Annotated in this window: 19 protein-coding genes; 9 read left to right on the top strand and 10 right to left on the bottom strand. The window is 70.2% G+C overall.

Annotated elements, in window-relative coordinates; translation table 11 throughout:
* Window positions 1-1266 carry a serine hydrolase domain-containing protein gene (locus tag FLX07_RS24895; RefSeq protein ID WP_142573921.1) on the bottom strand — a complete coding sequence of 422 codons (1266 nt, stop codon included), beginning with the start codon at window positions 1264-1266 and terminating at the stop codon, window positions 1-3.
* 166 nt (window positions 1267-1432) lie between these two features.
* On the opposite strand from FLX07_RS24895, the gene adh reads away from it, so the two are divergent.
* The 4 genes from adh to FLX07_RS24875 all read left to right on the top strand — a co-directional run bounded on the left by adh (window position 1433) and on the right by FLX07_RS24875 (window position 4472).
* Window positions 1433-2956 (top strand): aldehyde dehydrogenase, encoded by a 1524-nt coding sequence (gene adh, locus FLX07_RS24890; RefSeq protein ID WP_142573919.1) that lies wholly within the window; start codon window positions 1433-1435, stop codon window positions 2954-2956.
* A gap of 8 nt (window positions 2957-2964) precedes the next feature.
* Window positions 2965-3336 carry a DUF779 domain-containing protein gene (locus tag FLX07_RS24885; protein ID WP_142574040.1) on the top strand — a complete coding sequence of 124 codons (372 nt, stop codon included), beginning with the start codon at window positions 2965-2967 and terminating at the stop codon, window positions 3334-3336.
* Window positions 3337-3426: 90 nt separating this feature from the next.
* Window positions 3427-4104 carry a hypothetical protein gene (locus FLX07_RS24880; RefSeq protein WP_142573917.1) on the top strand — a complete coding sequence of 226 codons (678 nt, stop codon included), beginning with the start codon at window positions 3427-3429 and terminating at the stop codon, window positions 4102-4104.
* Complete coding sequence (locus FLX07_RS24875) at window positions 4101-4472, top strand: type II toxin-antitoxin system PemK/MazF family toxin (protein WP_142573915.1); 372 nt, start codon at window positions 4101-4103, stop codon at window positions 4470-4472. The genes FLX07_RS24880 and FLX07_RS24875 overlap by 4 nt, the downstream gene beginning before the upstream one ends.
* A gap of 55 nt (window positions 4473-4527) precedes the next feature.
* Here FLX07_RS24875 and FLX07_RS24870 read toward each other — a convergent pair whose 3' ends face one another.
* Window positions 4528-6063: a pectate lyase family protein gene (locus FLX07_RS24870; protein WP_223853870.1), complete on the bottom strand. Its 1536-nt coding sequence runs from the start codon at window positions 6061-6063 to the stop codon at window positions 4528-4530.
* A gap of 267 nt (window positions 6064-6330) precedes the next feature.
* Here FLX07_RS24870 and FLX07_RS24865 point away from each other — a divergent pair, with 267 nt between their 5' ends.
* Window positions 6331-6972 (top strand): TenA family protein, encoded by a 642-nt coding sequence (locus tag FLX07_RS24865; protein ID WP_142573911.1) that lies wholly within the window; start codon window positions 6331-6333, stop codon window positions 6970-6972.
* Here the strand turns inward: FLX07_RS24865 and FLX07_RS24860 are convergent.
* Window positions 6969-7409 (bottom strand): SRPBCC family protein, encoded by a 441-nt coding sequence (locus tag FLX07_RS24860; protein WP_229689711.1) that lies wholly within the window; start codon window positions 7407-7409, stop codon window positions 6969-6971. The two genes, FLX07_RS24865 and FLX07_RS24860, sit on opposite strands and share 4 nt — an antisense overlap.
* 148 nt (window positions 7410-7557) lie before the next feature.
* Here FLX07_RS24860 and FLX07_RS24855 point away from each other — a divergent pair, with 148 nt between their 5' ends.
* On the top strand, window positions 7558-9576 hold the full coding sequence (locus FLX07_RS24855; RefSeq protein ID WP_142573907.1) for a phosphocholine-specific phospholipase C: 2019 nt from the start codon (window positions 7558-7560) through the stop codon (window positions 9574-9576).
* Window positions 9577-9597: 21 nt separating this feature from the next.
* Here the strand turns inward: FLX07_RS24855 and FLX07_RS24850 are convergent, their stop codons facing one another.
* Entirely contained in the window at window positions 9598-10158 is a 561-nt protein-coding gene (locus FLX07_RS24850) for a Dps family protein (protein ID WP_142574037.1), read from the bottom strand.
* 116 nt (window positions 10159-10274) lie between these two features.
* On the opposite strand from FLX07_RS24850, the gene modA reads away from it, so the two are divergent.
* Window positions 10275-11057, top strand: coding sequence for a molybdate ABC transporter substrate-binding protein (gene modA / locus FLX07_RS24845; RefSeq protein ID WP_142573905.1), 783 nt, complete (start codon window positions 10275-10277; stop codon window positions 11055-11057).
* Here modA and FLX07_RS24840 read toward each other — a convergent pair.
* A complete protein-coding gene (locus tag FLX07_RS24840) occupies window positions 11038-12456 on the bottom strand; it encodes an MFS transporter (protein ID WP_208762369.1) in 1419 nt (472 codons plus the stop codon). The two genes, modA and FLX07_RS24840, sit on opposite strands and share 20 nt — an antisense overlap.
* A gap of 81 nt (window positions 12457-12537) precedes the next feature.
* On the opposite strand from FLX07_RS24840, the gene FLX07_RS24835 reads away from it, so the two are divergent.
* Window positions 12538-13374, top strand: a complete 837-nt coding sequence (locus tag FLX07_RS24835) for an alpha/beta fold hydrolase (RefSeq protein WP_142573903.1) — start codon at window positions 12538-12540, stop codon at window positions 13372-13374.
* A gap of 25 nt (window positions 13375-13399) precedes the next feature.
* Here FLX07_RS24835 and FLX07_RS24830 read toward each other — a convergent pair whose 3' ends face one another.
* From FLX07_RS24830 to FLX07_RS24815, 4 genes are read right to left on the bottom strand one after another with little or no spacing between them, the layout of a single operon-like run.
* On the bottom strand, window positions 13400-13771 hold the full coding sequence (locus FLX07_RS24830) for a hypothetical protein (RefSeq protein WP_142573901.1): 372 nt from the start codon (window positions 13769-13771) through the stop codon (window positions 13400-13402).
* Window positions 13772-13794: 23 nt separating this feature from the next.
* Window positions 13795-14163, bottom strand: coding sequence for a roadblock/LC7 domain-containing protein (locus FLX07_RS24825; protein ID WP_142573898.1), 369 nt, complete (start codon window positions 14161-14163; stop codon window positions 13795-13797).
* A 38-nt stretch (window positions 14164-14201) separates the two neighbouring features.
* The gene (locus FLX07_RS24820; protein ID WP_142573896.1) at window positions 14202-15035 is read right to left on the bottom strand and encodes a DUF4388 domain-containing protein; all 834 of its coding nucleotides are present in this window, start codon (window positions 15033-15035) and stop codon (window positions 14202-14204) included.
* A gap of 14 nt (window positions 15036-15049) precedes the next feature.
* Window positions 15050-15421, bottom strand: a complete 372-nt coding sequence (locus tag FLX07_RS24815) for a roadblock/LC7 domain-containing protein (protein WP_142573895.1) — start codon at window positions 15419-15421, stop codon at window positions 15050-15052.
* 205 nt (window positions 15422-15626) lie between these two features.
* Between FLX07_RS24815 and FLX07_RS24810 the strand changes: the two genes are divergently transcribed.
* Window positions 15627-16169 (top strand): 2-thiouracil desulfurase family protein, encoded by a 543-nt coding sequence (locus FLX07_RS24810; protein ID WP_142573893.1) that lies wholly within the window; start codon window positions 15627-15629, stop codon window positions 16167-16169.
* On the opposite strand, the gene FLX07_RS24805 is transcribed toward FLX07_RS24810, so the two are convergent.
* Entirely contained in the window at window positions 16144-17370 is a 1227-nt protein-coding gene (locus FLX07_RS24805) for a DUF4032 domain-containing protein (protein WP_189104972.1), read from the bottom strand. The genes FLX07_RS24810 and FLX07_RS24805 overlap by 26 nt on opposite strands.
* Between the last annotated feature and the right edge of the window lie 33 nt (window positions 17371-17403).

Genomic DNA, 17403 nt, shown 5'->3' with positions numbered 1-17403 from the left:
TTACAGACCGTACGTGGAGAACAGGTTGTTGGTGGGCCAGGACTTCACCGAGTTGGCGGCGGTGTGGAGAAGGGAGTCGATGGCGCCGTAGTTCAGCCCCGAGGCGTCGTCGCGCTGGTCGAACAGCACGACCCAGCTCAGCCCGTCGTAGCGCCGCACCATGAGTGTGGAGGTGCCGGCCAGCGACCCCGTGTGCCAGGTGTTGAGGCCCCCGGTGACCGGGCGGACCTGCCAGCCGAGGCCGTAGTACCAGCCGTCGGGGTTGACTCCGATCGACGGCTTGGCGAACGCCTTGGAGATCGACGCCGAGGTCAGCACGCCGGCCGCGTCGAAGAGGGTGGTGAACTTGGCCAGGTCGACGGCCGTGGCGAGCCAGCCGCCGTGCGCGGCCATGTTCTCGAGGTTGAACCCGCCGTACGGGAAGGGCACCACGGAGCCGGAGGTGTCGATCACGCTCTTGCCGGTGTACTGCGAGAAGTACGGCGCCTCGCCCGACTTGCGGAGGCTCTTCGCGGTCCTGCCGAGCGTCATCCGGCTGATCTTGAGGGGCGTCAGCACCTTGCTCTGGACGTAGCTCGCGTAGGAGACCCCGCTCGCCTTCTCGATGATCTTCTGCAGGAGAACGTACCCGTAGTTCGAGTACGCGTATGTCGTGCCCGGCGCGTGGTCGAGCTTGAGGCCGGACGTGTGCTTGACGATGTGCGCCTGTGTGATCGGCAGCGAGACGCCGAGCGCCGAGGCGATGACCTGGTCCCTGAACATCGGGTCGCCCGAGACTCCGGAATCCCACCCGCCGAGGTGCTGCAGCAGGTGGGTCACGGTGACGTTGGCGAGGCGCGGGTCGGCGGTCGTGCTCAGCCCCAGCAGCGGCGCGACCTTGGCCGAGAGGCTGAGCTTGCCGTCCTGCGCCAGCTTCAGCACCGCGGCGGCGGTGATCGGCTTGCTCAGGCTCGCGATGCGGAACAGCGAGGTGGGCCCCGCCGAGAACGAGGTGTCCGCCGTCCAGTTGTAGCCCCGGGCGAGCACGAGCTTGCCCTTGCGGACCACGGCCAGGGACGCGTAGGGGATCGCCCGGTCCGTCATGAAGCGCTTCAGCGTGTCGTCGAACGGCTTGAGCGACGTCGCGCTACGGCCGGTGACGCTCCAGGCGCGGGCCGCCGCGCTCGCCGGTGACGTGGGGAGCCCGCCGGCCAGCCCCGCCGCGGCGCCGCCCGCCAGCAGGCGCAGGGCGTTCCTCCGGGAGACGGAAAACGTTTCCGAAATCATGACGGCTGATCTTAGGGGAGATTTGACCGTCCATAACCGAGTTTCTGACCAAGCCGACCGGAGGCTGTGTGCGGAAGGACGCGCGGAAGGACGCAACGTGTTGGCAACGTGCCCGCGGCTAACGTCCGGGGCGTCAGACCCACACCCTGTCCGGGAGGTCCATCTCATGACCCGTTACGCCGCGCCGGGACAGCCGGACGCCGTCATGGCGTACGAGCAGCGTTACGACCACTGGATCGGCGGCGAGTACGTCCCGCCGCAGCGGGGGCGGTACTTCGAGAATCCCACGCCGGTGACCGGTCAGACCTTCACCGAGGTCGCGCGCGGCACGGCCGAGGACGTCGAGCGCGCGCTGGACGCCGCGCACGGCGCCGCGCCCGCCTGGGGGCGTACGTCCGCGGCCGAGCGGGCGAACATCCTCAACCGGATCGCCGACCGCATGGAGCAGAACCTGGAGCGGCTCGCCGTCGCGGAGACCTGGGAGAACGGCAAGCCGATCCGGGAGACGCTGGCCGCCGACATCCCGCTGGCCATCGACCACTTCCGCTACTTCGCGGGGGCGATCAGGGCCCAGGAGGGCAGCCTGTCGGAGATCGACGCCGACACCGTCGCCTACCACTTCCACGAGCCGCTCGGCGTCGTCGCGCAGATCATCCCGTGGAACTTCCCGATCCTGATGGCCACCTGGAAGCTCGCGCCGGCGCTGGCCGCCGGCAACGCCGTGGTCCTCAAGCCGGCCGAGCAGACCCCGGCGTCGATCCACTACTGGATGAGCCTGGTCGCCGACCTTCTCCCACCGGGCGTCCTCAACATCGTCAACGGGTTCGGCGTCGAGGCGGGCAAGCCGCTGGCCTCCAGCGCGCGGGTCGCGAAGGTGGCGTTCACCGGGGAGACCACCACCGGGCGGCTGATCATGCAGTACGCCAGCGAGAACATCAAGCCGGTCACGCTGGAGCTGGGCGGCAAGAGCCCCAACATCTTCTTCGACGACGTGTCCTCCGCCGACGACGAGTTCTTCGACAAGGCGCTGGAGGGCTTCACGATGTTCGCGCTCAACCAGGGAGAGGTGTGCACCTGCCCCTCCCGGGGGCTCATCCAGCAGGGCCACTACCGGCGCTTCCTGGAGGCCGCGGTCGAGCGTACGGAGAAGATCGTCCGTGGTCACCCGCTCGACCTGGCCACCATGGTCGGCGCCCAGGCGTCCAACGACCAGCTGGAGAAGATCCTTTCCTACCTCGACATCGGCCGGCAGGAGGGCGCCACGGTGCTCACCGGCGGGCACCGCGCCGACCTCGGCGGCGAGCTGTCGGGCGGCTACTACGTCGAGCCGACGATCTTCGAGGGCGCCAACGACATGCGGGTGTTCCAGGAGGAGATCTTCGGGCCGGTCGTCTCGGTGACCTCGTTCACCGACTTCGACGACGCCATAAAGATCGCCAACGACACGTTGTACGGCCTCGGGGCGGGCGTGTGGACCAGGGACGTCAACAAGGCGTACCGGGCCGGCCGCGCCATCCAGGCCGGGCGGGTCTGGACGAACTGCTACCACGCCTATCCCGCCCACGCCGCCTTCGGCGGCTACAAGCAGTCGGGCATCGGCAGGGAGACGCACAAGATGATGCTCGACCACTACCAGCAGACCAAGAACCTGCTGGTCAGCTACTCGCCCTCGAAGCTCGGCTTCTTCTGATGCCCGAGATGTCCCGCGTGGACCTCACCCCCGCGGCCGCCGGCCTCATCCGGCGGCTGCGGGCGGCCCACGGCCCGCTGATGTTCCACCAGTCCGGCGGCTGCTGCGACGGCAGCGCCCCGATGTGCTACCCGGAGGGCGAGTTCCGCACCGGCTCCTCGGACGTGCTGCTCGCCTCGCTGACCGTCGAGGGCGTCGACGAGCCGGTCACGTTCTGGATGTCGGCGAGCCAGTTCGAGCGCTGGCGGCACACGCATCTGACCGTGGACGTCGTCCCCGGCCGGGGCAGCGGCTTCTCCCTGGAGGCGCCCGAGGGCGTGCGCTTCCTGATCCGTTCCCGCCTGCTCACCGACGCCGAACGCGCCGCCCTCGACGGCTGAACGGTCGTTACTCATTGACGTGACAATGTGACGGTAAGTAATGTCTCCGCTGTGGTTGTGTGCGGTGGCGGACGGACCGGGAGGGGTACGGTGAGCATGCGGCTGATCCGGGGAGGAGCGGTCATCAGCATGCCCGTCGATACGCCAAATCCTCTGGCAGGGTCCGTGCTGTCCATACTCGTGGCGGCGCGGGAGCTGAGCCTGTCAGTGACCGAGACCCACCTGGTGGGGCTCCTTTATCTCACCGACGTCGCCGCCGTCGAGGCGGGACACCCGCCGATCACAGGGGCCACGTGGCGCCTCGGGCGCCGCGGCCCCTACGACCCCGCCCTCACGCGGGCCCAGGACTATGTGGTGGACAGCGAACTCGCGGAGCGCGGCGACGACGAGTCGTCCGACGCGGAGGTGGGAGTTCTGTCCTTGACCATGGATGTGGACGATCCTCTCGACCCAGAGGCCATGAACTTCGTCCGTACTGTCGTGGCTCTGCATGGCGGAAAGGACACAGTCGTTCTTCGGAGCATGGTGGACGGCACCGTCCCCATGGTCGAGGCGCAGGCGGGCGGAGAGTCCGGCGTTTTGCTCGACCTCAGCCGGGCACGGCGGCGCAGGCAGGCCGCGGCGCTGCTCACGCGAGCGAAGGCGAGGCGTGCGTCCGTGCCTCCCGAGCGCGACGACGACGGTGTCGGTGCGATCCTCAAGCAGGAGTTTCTGCAGGCGAGAGAGGCTCTGCGGCGCGCTAACGCGAAAGCCTTGGACGATCGGTGAAAGCGTTCATTCGCAAGGGCGGCGTCTACTACGTCTCCGACCGATCGCTGACGATGCCGCCCAACGACCAGCGCAATCTTCACCCCCGGCGACCGGTCGTCGTCCTGAGCGGCGATGCGAAGAATCAGCAGCTGGACTGGGATCTGCTCTACGTCGCGCCCTTGTCGACCGCAACGACGCTCAAAACGGAGTATTGCGTCAAGCTCGCGCAGGGGACGGCCAATCTGCCCAGCAAATGCTGGGTGCGCACTGTCTGCGCGCAGCCCTTTCTCAAGGAAGAACTCGGCGACTACCTGGGGCAACTTCCACCGCAGTTGGTGGCCCTGATCGAGGACAATCTGTTCGCGTACCTCGGTCTGGTGGACTGACAGGCGAACGGAGGCCGCGGCGGGGGTGCCGCGGCCTCTGGGGCTTCTCCTGGACTCAGATCTTGCCGGTGCCGGCGTTGGCGAGGACGTTCGCCTTGACGCCGCTTGGGTTGTCCACCGTGTACGAGTACGGGATGGAGGCGACGCTGCCGGAGGTCTGCGGCGTGCCCGAGTTCACGAAGTAGTTGTTGCGGGCGACGATCGACCCGCCCGGCGAGGAGCCTTCGGCGGTGTGGGTGGGCTCGGCGATGTTCTCGAAGTAGTTGCCCTCGACGAGAACCCCCGCGCCGCAGGTGGAGGCGATGCCGTAGCTGTAGTCGGTGAAGGACGGGTCCTTGTAGTAGTAGTTGTTGAACACGTGCACCGGATTGCCGAAGCGCACCCGCGGGTTGCGCTGGGCGCAGGTCTGGAACGCGTTGTGGTGGTACGTCACGCGTAGATGTCCGGTGTCCTCGGAGCTGTTGTTGTCGCTGTGGCCCACGAGCGAGCACTTGACGTGGTCGTGCAGCATGCTCCAGGAGACGGTGACGTAGTCGGAGCCGTGCGTGATGTCCAGCAGTCCGTCGTAGTAGTCGGTGCCGTGGCCGGTGTCGCTCGACAGGTCGTTGTGGTCGAGCCACACGCGCTTGGCGTTGTCGAGGTGGATCGCGTCGCCGTTGCCGTTCCCGGCCCGGACCTTCGAGATCTTCATGTTGCGCACGATGACGTTGCCGACGTCACGGATGTTCAGGCCGCAGCCGGTCAGTCCGGAGTTCGCGCCGACGCCGACGATGGTGGTGTTGCTGCCCACCCGCACGTCCTCCGAGCAGCTGAAGGTGCCGTTCACCTGGACGACCTTCGCGGCGTCGCCCTTCACGGCGGTGGTGAGCGCGGTCAGGGAGGTGACCGTCGTCGTGCCGCCGCCCGCGCCGCCTGTGGTGCCGCCGCCCTGGGTCGCCCAGCCGATCAGCCCGGTGGTGGGCGGGGTGGTCGGGCCGCCCGTGGGCGTGGTGCTGGGCGTGGGCGACGGCGTGGGCGACGGGCTCCTCGTCGGTGTGACGGTGGGGGTGGAGGACGGCTGGGATCCGGCGGGCTGGAGCGACCATTGCTTGGTGGACACCGAGTCGCAGGAGTTCTGCTGCGCGAGCGCGCCGGAGGAGGTGGAGTTGTCCGTGGTGTTGAGGCACTTGTCGCTGTTGGCGTTGACGAGGCGGTAGTTCGAGCCTGAGGCGGTCGGCTCCCAGGTCTGGGAGGAGGCGCCGGTGCAGGGCTCCTGCTGGACGGCCTTGCCGGCGGAGGTGGAGGCGTCCTTCACGCCGGCGCACTTGCCGCTGTTGCCCGCGGCCAGGCGGAAGCCGCTGCCCTGGGCCGACAGGTTCCAGGTCTGGTTGCTCGCGCCGTTGCAGCTGGAAACCGTGAGTTGCACGCCGTCGGAGGTGCTGCCGCCGGGAACGGTGAGGCACAGGCCGCTGGCGCCGTTCACGATCCGGTAGGCGCCCGAGCTCGGGGCCGCGTTGGAGACGCCGGCGAAGACGCCGCCGACCAGGGCGGCGACCCCGGCAAGGGTGCCGATCACCCCGACTCCGGTTCTGGTTCTTGTTCTGGTTGTCAAAGCCGAGCTCCTTGCAGGTTGTGCAGGACCCCTGACCGAGGGGGCGAACTCCTGGTCCCACAGAGAGGCGTTCATGAATGCGAACAGCATTCATGAGGAGGAACAACACGCATCAAAGTACGGACGTGTTCGGCACCGGTCAACGGTTCGCCCGCGCGGGTTTCCGCCCGCCCCGTCGGCCGCCCCGGCTGGGGCAGGTGGAGACGGACGGCGGCGCTTTGAGATCATCGTGAAACGTTCACGCCGGGACACGGGGAGAGATGCCGGATGACCGAGGAATCGAGGACGCCGTTCAGTGAATGGCTGCGGTCGCGGAGCGAGCCCGACTGGGCGTCGGTGGTCACACACCCCTTCGCGGAGGCGATCGGGAGCGGCACCGCCGACATGCGCCGCTACCTGGAGCAGGACTTCCAGTTCGTGGACGCCTTCACGGCGCTGCTCGGCGCCGCGGTCGCCGCGGCCGACACCTTGGAGGCGCGGGTGGCCGTGGGCCGCTTCCTGGGGCAGACCGTCGCCGACACCGAGCACAGCTACTTCCACCGCGCGCTCGCCGAGCTCGGCGGCGAGCCGGCCCCGCCCGCACAGCCGGTGACGGGCGAGTTCCGGGCCCTGATGGACGAGGTGCGCCTCAGCCAGGACTATCCGCTGATCCTGGCGGTGCTGTGCGTGGCCGAATGGACCTACCTCGGCTGGGCCTCGCGGACCACCGAGCCGCCTCAGGGTTTCGTCCACCGGGAGTGGATCGAACTGCACAGCGGGCCGGAGTTCGAGGCGTGGGTGGGCTTCCTGCGCGGCGAGCTCGACCGGCTCGGCCCCGGCCTCGACGAGGACGGTCGGGCCCGGGTGCTCGACGTCTTCCGGCGGGCGACCACCCTGGAGCGCCGGTTCTTCGACATGGCGCTCGGTTAGGCACGCAGGGCGAGGGCGGCGAGGCGGCGCAGGGACACCCGCAGGAAGACCGCGCTCACCGGGCCGGCGACCCGCCAGCCGATCCGCCCGGCCAGGCCGAGGGGCACGTGGAGGTTCTCCTCCCAGACGATCCTGCTCCCGCCGTCCGGACGGGGCAGCACGTGGAATCGCCCGACGCCGCGTACGACACGGCCGGTGTGGCGGACCTCCACCTCGTGTGGCGGACGCCAGCCGGTGACGTCCATCGTGTCCACGAACGACAGCGGGCCGACCCCGGTGGCCGCCGCGAGCCTGCTGCCCCTGCTGTGCCCGTCACCGGCCACCACCCAGGCGCGGGTCAGCAGCATCCACTCCTGCTGCCGGGGCCAGTCGGTCAGTACGGCGAAGACCCGCTCCGGGCTCGCCTGCGCGTCCACCGCGACCGTCAGGGTCTCCACCCCGTAGGTCCTACCCAGACGAGGCCCTTCACGACAGGCGGGCGGCCCCGGCCGCCTGCGGGCCGCATCGAGGCGCCGGCTGTGCGCAACCAGCGGAGGCCTTGTTAGGTTGTGGGCGTTTCGTCTGATTCCTCCTGAAGGGGCGTCCATGCCGGCCGGATCCTCGCTGCCGCCTTCCCTGCTCCGGGCGCTGGCCCGGCCGGTCCCGCCGGGGAGCCTGGCCGACGTCGAGCACGTCGTCTTCGTGATGCTGGAGAACCGCTCGTTCGACCACTACTTCGGCCGGATGCGCGGGGTGCGGGGGTTCGGTGACCGCAACGCGGTGTCCACCCGGGCCTGGCGGCCGATCTTCGAGCAGGACGGCGTGCTGCCCTTCTCCGTACGGGAGGCGGCCGAGCGGGCGGGGGCGGACCCGATGCTGCTCGACACGCACGACCACACCTGGCTCGGCACCCAGAACGCCTGGGCCATGGGCTGGAACGACGCCTGGGTGCCCGGCAAGGGGCCCGGCTCGATGGCCTACTACGACCGGCGCGACCTGCCCTTCCACTACGAGCTGGCCGACACGTTCACGATCTGCGACGCCTACCACTGTTCGTTGCTGACCTCGACGACCCCCAACCGCAACTACCACGTGTCCGGTTACACGGGCTACGAGCCGGGCACCCGGCAGCGCGCGCTGGACAACGTCGCGTCCGAGGGGGCGGAGGGGCATCCGGGCTACGACTGGGTCACCGTGCCCGAGCTGCTGACGCGCGCCGGGCACACCTGGCAGGTGTACCAGGAGTGGGACAACTACGAGTGCAACAACCTGGAGTTCTTCCGGCCGTTCGCGGCGGTGATGGACCGGATCGGGCTGGGCAGCATGCGCTCGTTCTACGGGAAGGTCCGGGCGGCGGATGACCCCGCGCCGTTGCTCGCGGAGCTGGCGGAGCGGGTGGCCGCACTGGACCCGGCCGACCGGGACCTCTACGACCGGGCGCTGCGCCGTGCTCCCACGGGTGGCCTGGGGGAGTGGTTCGCCGCCGACGTGGCCGCCGGGCGCCTGCCCGAGGTGTCGTACGTCGTGCCCTCGCTCGCCGACTCCGAGCACCCCGAGGGGTCGTCGGCCGTGGAGGGCGGACGGGTGGTCCACCAGCTGCTCGACGCGCTGGGGTCCCACCCCGAGGTCTGGGCGCGTACCGCCCTGTTCGTCACCTATGACGAGAACGATGGATTCTTCGATCACGTGCCGCCGCCGGTGCCGCCCGACGGCACCCCGGAGGAGTTCGTCGGCGGGCGTCCGATGGGCCTCGGCGTCCGCGTGCCCATGATCGTCGTGTCGCCGTGGAGTGTGGGCGGCAACGTCTGCTCGGAGACGTTCGATCACACCTCGACCGTACGGTTCCTGGAGCGCCGCTTCGGGATCACGGCGCCCATCGGGGAGTGGCGCCGCCGGGTGGCGGGCGACCTCACCTCTGCGTTCGACTTCACCACACCCACCGCCATGCCCACCGCCCCGCCTCCCGTGGAGACCGCCGCCGGCCCCCGGCCGTCTCCGGCGGGGGATCGGTGGTATCCCCAGGTGCCGGCCGAGCAGCGGATGCCGGTCCAGGAACCGGGGGTCAAGCCCGCCCGCGCCCTGCCCTACCAGCCGGACGCCGAGGCGGTGGTGCGCGGGCGATCCGTCGAGATCGCGATGCGCAACTCCGGCGCGGCCTCCGCCCACTTCATCCTGTACGGCCACCTCGGCGAAGTCGCCAAGCCGATGCACTTCGACGTGCTCGGTGCGGCGGAGGAGGTGGTCTACTTCCCGTGCCCGTCGTACGACCTGGTGCTCGTCGGGCCGAACGGGTTCCGCCGGGAGTTCCGCGGCGGGACGGCCGACCCGGTGGAGGTGACCGGCACGATCGACGCCGCCGCCCGCGCCCTCGTGATCGCCGTGACCAACCTGGACACCAACCCGGGCACCGACCCGGGCGCCTTCCCCGTCGAGGTGTCGGTCACCCCGCTGGCGTACGGAGGCGCGGCGCGCACGGTCCGGATCGCGCCGGGAGACACCGCCCGCGTCGACTGGCACGCACCCACCGGGTGGTACGACCTGATGATCGGCGTGGCGGGGCACGACGGCTTCGCCAGGCGGCTGATGGGACACATCGAAAACGGCCGCCCGAGCATCACGGGGTGACGCCCGGGCGGTGAACGCGGGTCAGGTGCGGACCAGCGGCGTGTCCACGAGGTGCTCGGCGAGGAACCACGCCTGCAGCTCCCCTGTGCGGATGACCTCGGAGACGAGCACGTCGTTGGTGCCGTCGTCGCCCATCTCGTCCGCCCGGGAGGCGGCGTCGTGCGCCGCGACCAGGATCATCTCGTGCGCCTCCAGGAGCCGGGAGAGCATGGCGGGCACCTCCTCCACGCCGTCCGGCGGACGCGGGATCACGGTCATCTCCGCCACCTGGCGCGGATCGCCGACCGCGACGCCGCCGAGGGTCTGGATGCGTTCGGCGATGTCGTCGATGATCGGCAGCTGCTCGCTCGCATGCTTGTCGAGCAGCAGGTGAAGCTGGTAGAAGGTCGGCCCCCGCATGAGCCAGTGGTGCTTCTTGTACAGGTTGTAGAGAATCTGCGTGTCGGCCAGGATCTGGTTGAGCCGCTGACAGGAGTATTCGCGGGTGTCCCGCGGCAGTCCGACCGGGAAGTCCCGTACCGTCCCGAACGCCTGTATCTCGGTGCCCCTCTGGTGGAGCCAGGGCTGGCTGCTCTCACGCATTCTGGAGGAAGGGTTGACGCTCAAGGTGTCTCTCCTCGCTCAGTCGGTTTATGTCCAATAGAGAGTCTTTCGCCAGAGATGACCTCTAAACGCCTTCTTGGGGCATATATCCCAAGGTGAACCATGTCACACCGCCGGCCTGCGTGGCGCTCGCGTTGGTGCTGCTCGCGGCGATCGGCTGCGGGGGCGGCGGAACGCAGACGCTCACCGTGTTCGCCGACGCCTCGCTCACCGGGACGTTCGGCTCGCTCGGCAAGACGTTCGAGGCCGCCCACCCCGGCGTCGCCGTCCGGTTCGACTTCGGCGGCAGCGGCGCGCTGGCGCGGCGGATCGTCCGGGGCGCGCCGACCGACCTGTTCGCCGCGGCCGGCACGGCGGCCATGCGCGAGTCGGGGGCGCCCAGCCCGCGGGTCTTCGCGCGTGACAGCCTTCAGATCGCCGTGCCGAAGGGCAACCCGGCCCACGTCACGAACCTGAAGGACCTCACCGCTCCCGGCGTCAGGGTGGCCCTGTGCGCAGAGTCGGCGCCGTGCGGGGCGGGCGCCCGCACGGCACTCGCCGCGGCCGGAGTCACCGTCACGCCGGTCGGCCCCGATCGGAACGGCCCCGATCAGAACGGGGGGGAGCGGGACGGCGCGAAGGCGCTGGCCAAGGTGCGGCTCGGCGAGGCGGACGCGGCGCTGGTCTACCGTACGGACATCAGAGCGGCGGGAGCGGCGGATGGAGCGCTGGAGGCCGTGGATCTCGCCGGGACGGCCGGCGCGGTCGAGGACTACCTCATCGCGACCGTCCCCGGGACCGAGCGCCTCGCCCTGACCCGGGAGTTCGTCGACCTCGTCCTGTCCAACGAGGGCCGCAAGGTCCTCGCGGCGGCCGGCTTCACCCCCGTGACAGGGTGACCTGCGGGCTTTCGGCGAGCCGCGCCGCCGTACGCTCGGCGGTGGCCCTGGCCCAGCGGCCGGTGGTCAGGAGGGCGACCGCCAGCACGATCAGCCCGTACAGGGCGTTGACGCGGTAGGCCGCGTGCGCGGCCGGGACGAACGCCGCGCCGGCCCCGGCGCCCGAGACCACGGACCCCGCGATGGCCACGCCGAGGGACTGGCCGACCTGCCTGCTGGTCGAGGCGACCGCGGCGGCCACTCCCGCCTGCGCGAGCGGCATCCCGGAGACCGCGGTGTTGGTGATCGGAGGGTTGAGCATGGCGAACCCGACACCGAAGACCGCGTAGATCCCGAGCAGCAGGGGGAGCGGCGTGGTGAGCGTCACCTGGGACATCAGCGCCCCGGCGATGGCCAGGCACACGCCCGCGACGACGGACGGCAGACGGGGGCCGCGGGTGCCGACGAGCCGTCCCGACAGCGGCCCCACGATCGCCGTGATCAAGGCGACCGGCAGCGTGCACAGCCCCGCGGCGAGGGCGGACAGCCCGCGGTGGCTCTGCAGGTAGAGCGTGTTGAGGAACAGGAAGGCGCCCAGGCCGCCGAAGCCCGACACCGCCATGACGGCCGCGCCCGAGAACGGCGCGCTGCGGAAGAACCGCATGTCGATGAGGGGCTGGGGCCTGCGCAGCTCCCAAACGACCAGCGCGGCCAGGGCCGCCGCCGCGACGGCGAAGCAGGCCGCGCTCACGGCGGCGCCCGCGGCCGGTCCCTCGATGATTCCGTATGTGAGCGTGCCGAGCAGGACGATGACCAGCACCTGCCCGACCGGGTCGGTCCTGCGTGCCGAGGGCGCCTTGGACTCCGGGACGAAGCGCCAGGTCAGGAACAGCGCGAGCAGGCCGATGGGCACGTTGATCCAGAAGATGGCCCGCCAGTTCACCGTGTCGGTGAGCAGGCCGCCGACGACCGGTCCGAGGGCCATGCTGACGCCGACCACGCCGCCCCACACGCCGATCGCCTGAGCGCGCTCCCTGCGGTCGGTGAACGTGTTCGTGATGATCGACATGGCCACCGGGTTGAGCATCGATCCGCCTATGGCCTGGAGGATCCGGGCGGCCACCAGCCAGCCCAGGCTCGGGGCGAGGCTGCACAGCAGCGACCCGGCCGTGAAGACCACCAGGCCGATCTGGAACGTGCGGCGGCGGCCCATCCGGTCGGCCGTCGAGCCGGCCAGCATCAGCAGGCTCGCGAGTGTCAGCGTGTAGGCGTCCACCGTCCACTGGAGGCCGGAGACCGGCGCGCGCAGGTCGTGTCCGAGCGACGGCAGGGCGACGTTGACGATCGTGTTGTCGAGAGACACGATCAGCAGGCTCATGCAGCAGATGAGAAGAACGAGTATCCGCCGTCGGCGGGTCATTTCCGACACCACACCACTTAACCGTACAGATCTGGCCATGTGCCGCTTGCGGCAGGGCAAACCGAATGAAAATCTGCTCGCATGCGTGCGACGGCGAACGGCATCGAGATCTGCTACGAGGTGTTCGGCGAGCCCGGGGGGCGTCCGGTCCTCCTCATCATGGGGCTCGGAGCACAGATGATCGGCTGGCCGGAGGGGCTCATCGAGTTTCTGGTGGAGTCCGGCCACCAGGTCGTCCGGTTCGACAACCGGGACGTGGGCCTGTCCACCCACTTCACCCCGGCGGACGGCCTCGCGCCCGCCCCGGCGTACAGGCTGGACGACATGGCCGACGACACGGCCGGCCTGATGGACGTGCTGGGCTGGGAGAGCGCCCACGTGGTGGGCGCGTCGATGGGCGGGATGATCGCCCAGGCCCTCGCCATCCGCCACCCCGCCCGGGTCCGTACGCTGACCTCGATCATGTCCACACCCGGGCCCCGCGTGGGGCGGGCGACCGAGGAGGCCGCGACCGTGCTGATGGCGCCCCCCGCGCAGGACCGCGACGAGGCGATCGCCCGCGCCGTCGCGACCGCGCGGGTCATCGGGTCTCCCGGCTACGAGATGGACGTCGAGCGCGTCACCAGGATGGCCGCGGAGGCCTACGACCGGGCGTTCGACCCCGCGGGCACCGCCCGGCAGTTCACCGCCATCCGGATCTCCGGCGACCGTACGGAGGGGCTGCGCGGGCTCTCGGTGCCCGCGCTGGTGATCCACGGTGAGGACGATCCGCTGGTCACTCTCGAAGGCGGGACCGCGACCGCGGACGCCATCCCCGGCGCGAAGCTGCTGACCATCCCGGGGATGGGCCACGACCTGCCCCGCCCGCTCTGGCCGGTCATCGCGGAGGCGATCGCAGAGCTGACCGGACGGGGCTGACCGGACGGGGCTGATCGGACGGGGTTCAGATTTCGAGCTTGTCCTCGATCGTGCGGAGCTGGTGCCGGGCCATGGCGAGGTTGGCCCGGTTGCGGTCGAGGGCGAGGTAGAGGAACAGGCCCTTGCCGCCGCGTCCGGTCAGCGGCCGGATGATGTGATACTGCGTGCCCAGCGTGATGAGGATGTCCTCGATCCCGTCGTTGAGCTTGAGCGCGTCGATCGCGCGGAGCTTGGCCTTGACCACCTCGGTGTTGGCCGCGGCGGCCACCTGGAGGTCGAGGTCCTTGGAGCCGCCGAGCGTGCCCAGCGCCATTCCGCTCCCGTAGTCGGCCACCGCAGCGCCGACCGCGCCGTCGATGGTGAGCATCTCCTTCAGTGAGACGTCCATGTTCGCCATGTCTCTTCTCCTGTTCTGGTTTGTCATCCGCGTTCGACGATGGCGGCGATCTTGTCCGCCGCCCTGCGTCCCTCGATCCGGAGCAGGCCGAGATTGGCTCCCTGACCTGCGAGAACGGTGAGGACGAGCGTGGGGCCCGCGGCGTAGCACGCGGTGTGTCCCTGGGCGCCGGAGATCAGCGTCTCCTCCAACCGCCCGATCCTGGCGAGGTCGGTCATCTTCCGGCTCAACGACAGCAGCGCCGACGTGAGCGCCGCGGTCTGCTCGGTGTCGGCGGCCAGGTCCGTCGTCACGAGCATGCCGTCGATCGTGCAGGTGAGTGCTCCCGTGATCTCGGGCGCCCGTTGCCGCAGGACGACCAGTTCCTCATGTATGTCGTGGCGCAGATCCACCGAGACACCCCTTCCGGCCCGCTTGAGCCACCCGATCACTACAGCGCCTCCAGCGCGTCACGCAGTCTGAGCAGCAGGTTCACGTCGGTCGCGTCGCCGTTCACCTGCGGTGGCCCCGAGCCGGCAGCCCCGGGCTTCCCCGACGGTGCGAGCGGCGGTGCGGGCGGCGGTGCGGGTGCCTTCGGCGTGCGCTTGGGCAGCGCCGCCGTCTCGCCCGTCACCACCAGGCCGGCCGCCCCGAGCTCCCGTACGGCCAGCAGTGTGGAATAGGCCGGACGCCCGAGGCGGCGGGCCAGCTCGACCGGTGTGGCGGCCGAGTCCGCGGCGAGCAGCAGCTCCCACTGCAGCGGGGTGAGCAGCGCCCGCGTGCCCGGGATCTGCCGCAGGGGCGTCACCGGCCGCGCGTCCAGCTCCGCCGAGGGCCAGGCGCGCTCCAGCCGGGCCCGGCGCCTCGCGCACTCGCGCAGCAGCCCTGGCACGTCGAAGAACCAGTGGATTCCGAGCCAGTGGGCGCCGTTCTCCCTGAACCTGGTCCGGACCGTTCTCGACGTGAGCAGGAAGAACGCCGCGTCGAGCGTGGCGGACAACATGCAGAACTCCAGCTCGCCCCGGCTGAGCACCCCTCTGTCCACGAGCAGGGCGCCGCCGTCGCCGCCGGGCCCGGCCTCCTGCCGCGTGTGGCGGACCCCGGTCACGCTGATCCGGCCCGACGCGCCGAGCAGGCCTTCCACACCGGGCGTGGCCGTGCACTCCACGTACGACACCCGGCCGCGGGAGAAGTAGACCGTGCCCTCCTTGCCCACCCGCAGTGAGCCGGTGGCCTCGTCGTGGGCGAGGCCGGTGAGCACGACGTCGAGAGTAGGGGCGGCCATCGGTCAGGCTCCCATCAGGAGGCGACCAGCTCGTCTGTGATGGTGCGCAGCCGCCGCCGCGCCAGGGCGAGGTTCGACCGCTCCACGTCCAACTGCACGCACAGCAGCAGCGGGCCGTCGAACATCATTTCCATGGGCCGCACCAGGTGATAGGCCGAGCCCGTGGTGACGATCACATCTTCGATTCGGAAACCCCTTTCCTCGGAGGCCATCGCGATCCCGTCGAGCGTGGCGCGGTACGCCTCGCTGAGACCCGCGGCGGCCCTTCCGGGATCGGGAATCCCCTTTCCCGCGACGGCCATGCCGCTGGTGTGGTCCACGAGAATGGCGCCGAGCGCGCCCGGGATCGACATGGCCTCGGAGAGGCAGTCCTCTATCCCGATCAACTCGTCACTCCTCGCCTCGCCGGTATAGCGCGGCCAACACTAGAGGAGCAGGTGGACGGATTACGCGAGCCGGAAACGGCGGGGATAAACGGATTAGTCCCGAGGAATAAGAATTGTTCCTCCCGGAATGGTAATCCCGATTTCATGAAATTTCTTCGTATCGGGATGGCGCGTGCACCGACGTACGGCGGCCAGAATGGGAGGCGTGGAGCGGATTCTCGTCAGCGCCTGCCTGCTCGGCAGCCGGGTGAGGTACGACGGCGGAGCCAAGACCAGCGACGACGACCTGCTCGCCCGCTGGCGCGCGGAGGGGCGGCTGGTGCGGTTCTGCCCCGAGGTCGAGGGCGGGCTGCCCGTCCCCCGGCCGCCCGCCGAGATCGAGGGCGGCGCGGGCGGCGCGGCCGTCCTGGCGGGAGCGGCGCGGATCCTGACGCCGGAGGGCGACGACGTGACCGCCGCGTTCCTGTCCGGCGCGCGGCGGGCCCTCGCCGTCGCCCGGTCCCTTGGCGTACGGGTCGCGATCCTCAAGGAGGGCAGCCCGTCGTGCGGGTCGCTGCGGATCTACGACGGCGGCCACCGGGGGAGGACCACCCCAGGGCAGGGAGTGACGACGGCGCTGCTGGAGCTGAACGGCGTACGGGTCTTCGGCGAGGACCGGATCCCGGACGCCGCGGCCTACCTGGCGGGCCTCGTCACGGAGACAGGTTCTACGGAGACAGCTTCTACGGAGACAGAGGATCGGACGTGACGATGACGGCCTTCTCGTCGGGCTTGTGCACCAGGACGTTGTCCACGTAGGACCGCACCGCCGCCTCCAGGCCGACGTCCTTGTCCGCGGCCTCCGACATGTACCAGCGGTGGTCGAGCACCTCGTGGAAGAGCTGGGCCGGCTCCAGCTTGCGCCGCAGGTCGGCCGGGATCGCGTTCACCACGGGCTGGAACACCTCGGCCAGCCAGCGGTGGGCCACGATCGCCTCGTCCTCGTGCCGCAGCCCCATGGACACCCGGAACGAGTCGAGGTCGTTCAGCAGCCGCCTGGCCTGGTTCTCCTCCACGTCGAGGCCGGTCAGGCGCAGCAGGCGGCGCTGGTGGTGCCCGGAGTCCACCACCTTCGGGCGGACGATCAGGCGGGAGGTGCCGGCCTTACGGCGCACCATCATCTCCGCGACGTCGAAGCCGAGCGAGTTGAGGCGGCGCACCCGCTGGTCCACACGGTGCCAGTCGACCTCCTCGATGATCTCGTCCTCGGTCAGCTCGTCCCACAGCCGTTGGTAGCGCTCGACGAGCTGTTCGGCGAAGGCCAGCGGGTCGATGGTCGGGTGCAGCAGGCCGCCCGCCTCCAGGTCGAGCATCTCGCCGTAGATGTTGACGTGTGCCACGTCGATGTCGTGCGACCGCTGGCCCTCGCTGATCGCCGGATGGAGCTCGCCGGTCTCGGCGTCCACCAGGTAGGCCGCGAAGGCCCCGGCGTCCCGGCGGAACAACGTGTTCGACAGCGAGCAGTCGCCCCAGTAAAAGCCGGTCAGGTGGAGCCGTACGAGCAGGACCGCGAGCGCGTCGAGCAGGCGGGTCAGCGTGTCGGGCCGCACCGAGCCCGACAGCACGGCGCGGTAGGGCAGCGAGAACTGCAGGTGCCGCGTGATCAGGGCGGAGTCCAGCTCGGAGCCGTCCGGTGCGGTCCTGCCGGTGACGATGGCGACCGGCTCGACGGAGGGGGCGTCGTGCCGCGCCAGGTCCCACAGCAGCTGATACTCCCGCTTGGCATACCTGGTGCTGATCTCCTTGATCGCGTACACCCGGCCGCTGAGCCGGGCGAAGCGCACCACATGGCGGGAGATGCCGCGCGGCAGCGTCACCAGGTGGTGGACGGGCCACTCTTCGAGGGGCACGTCCCACGGCAGGCGGATCAGGTCGGGGTCGCTGGGGGCGCCGGTGATCTGCAGGGGCACCAATCGCTCCTTATCTAGGGGCTTCCACCCAAG

The organism is Microbispora bryophytorum (assembly GCF_006874465.1).
Lineage (GTDB): Bacteria > Actinomycetota > Actinomycetes > Streptosporangiales > Streptosporangiaceae > Microbispora > Microbispora bryophytorum.
Note: the sequence above shows the minus strand (reverse complement) of the source record. Positions and strands in the feature narration are given on the sequence as shown.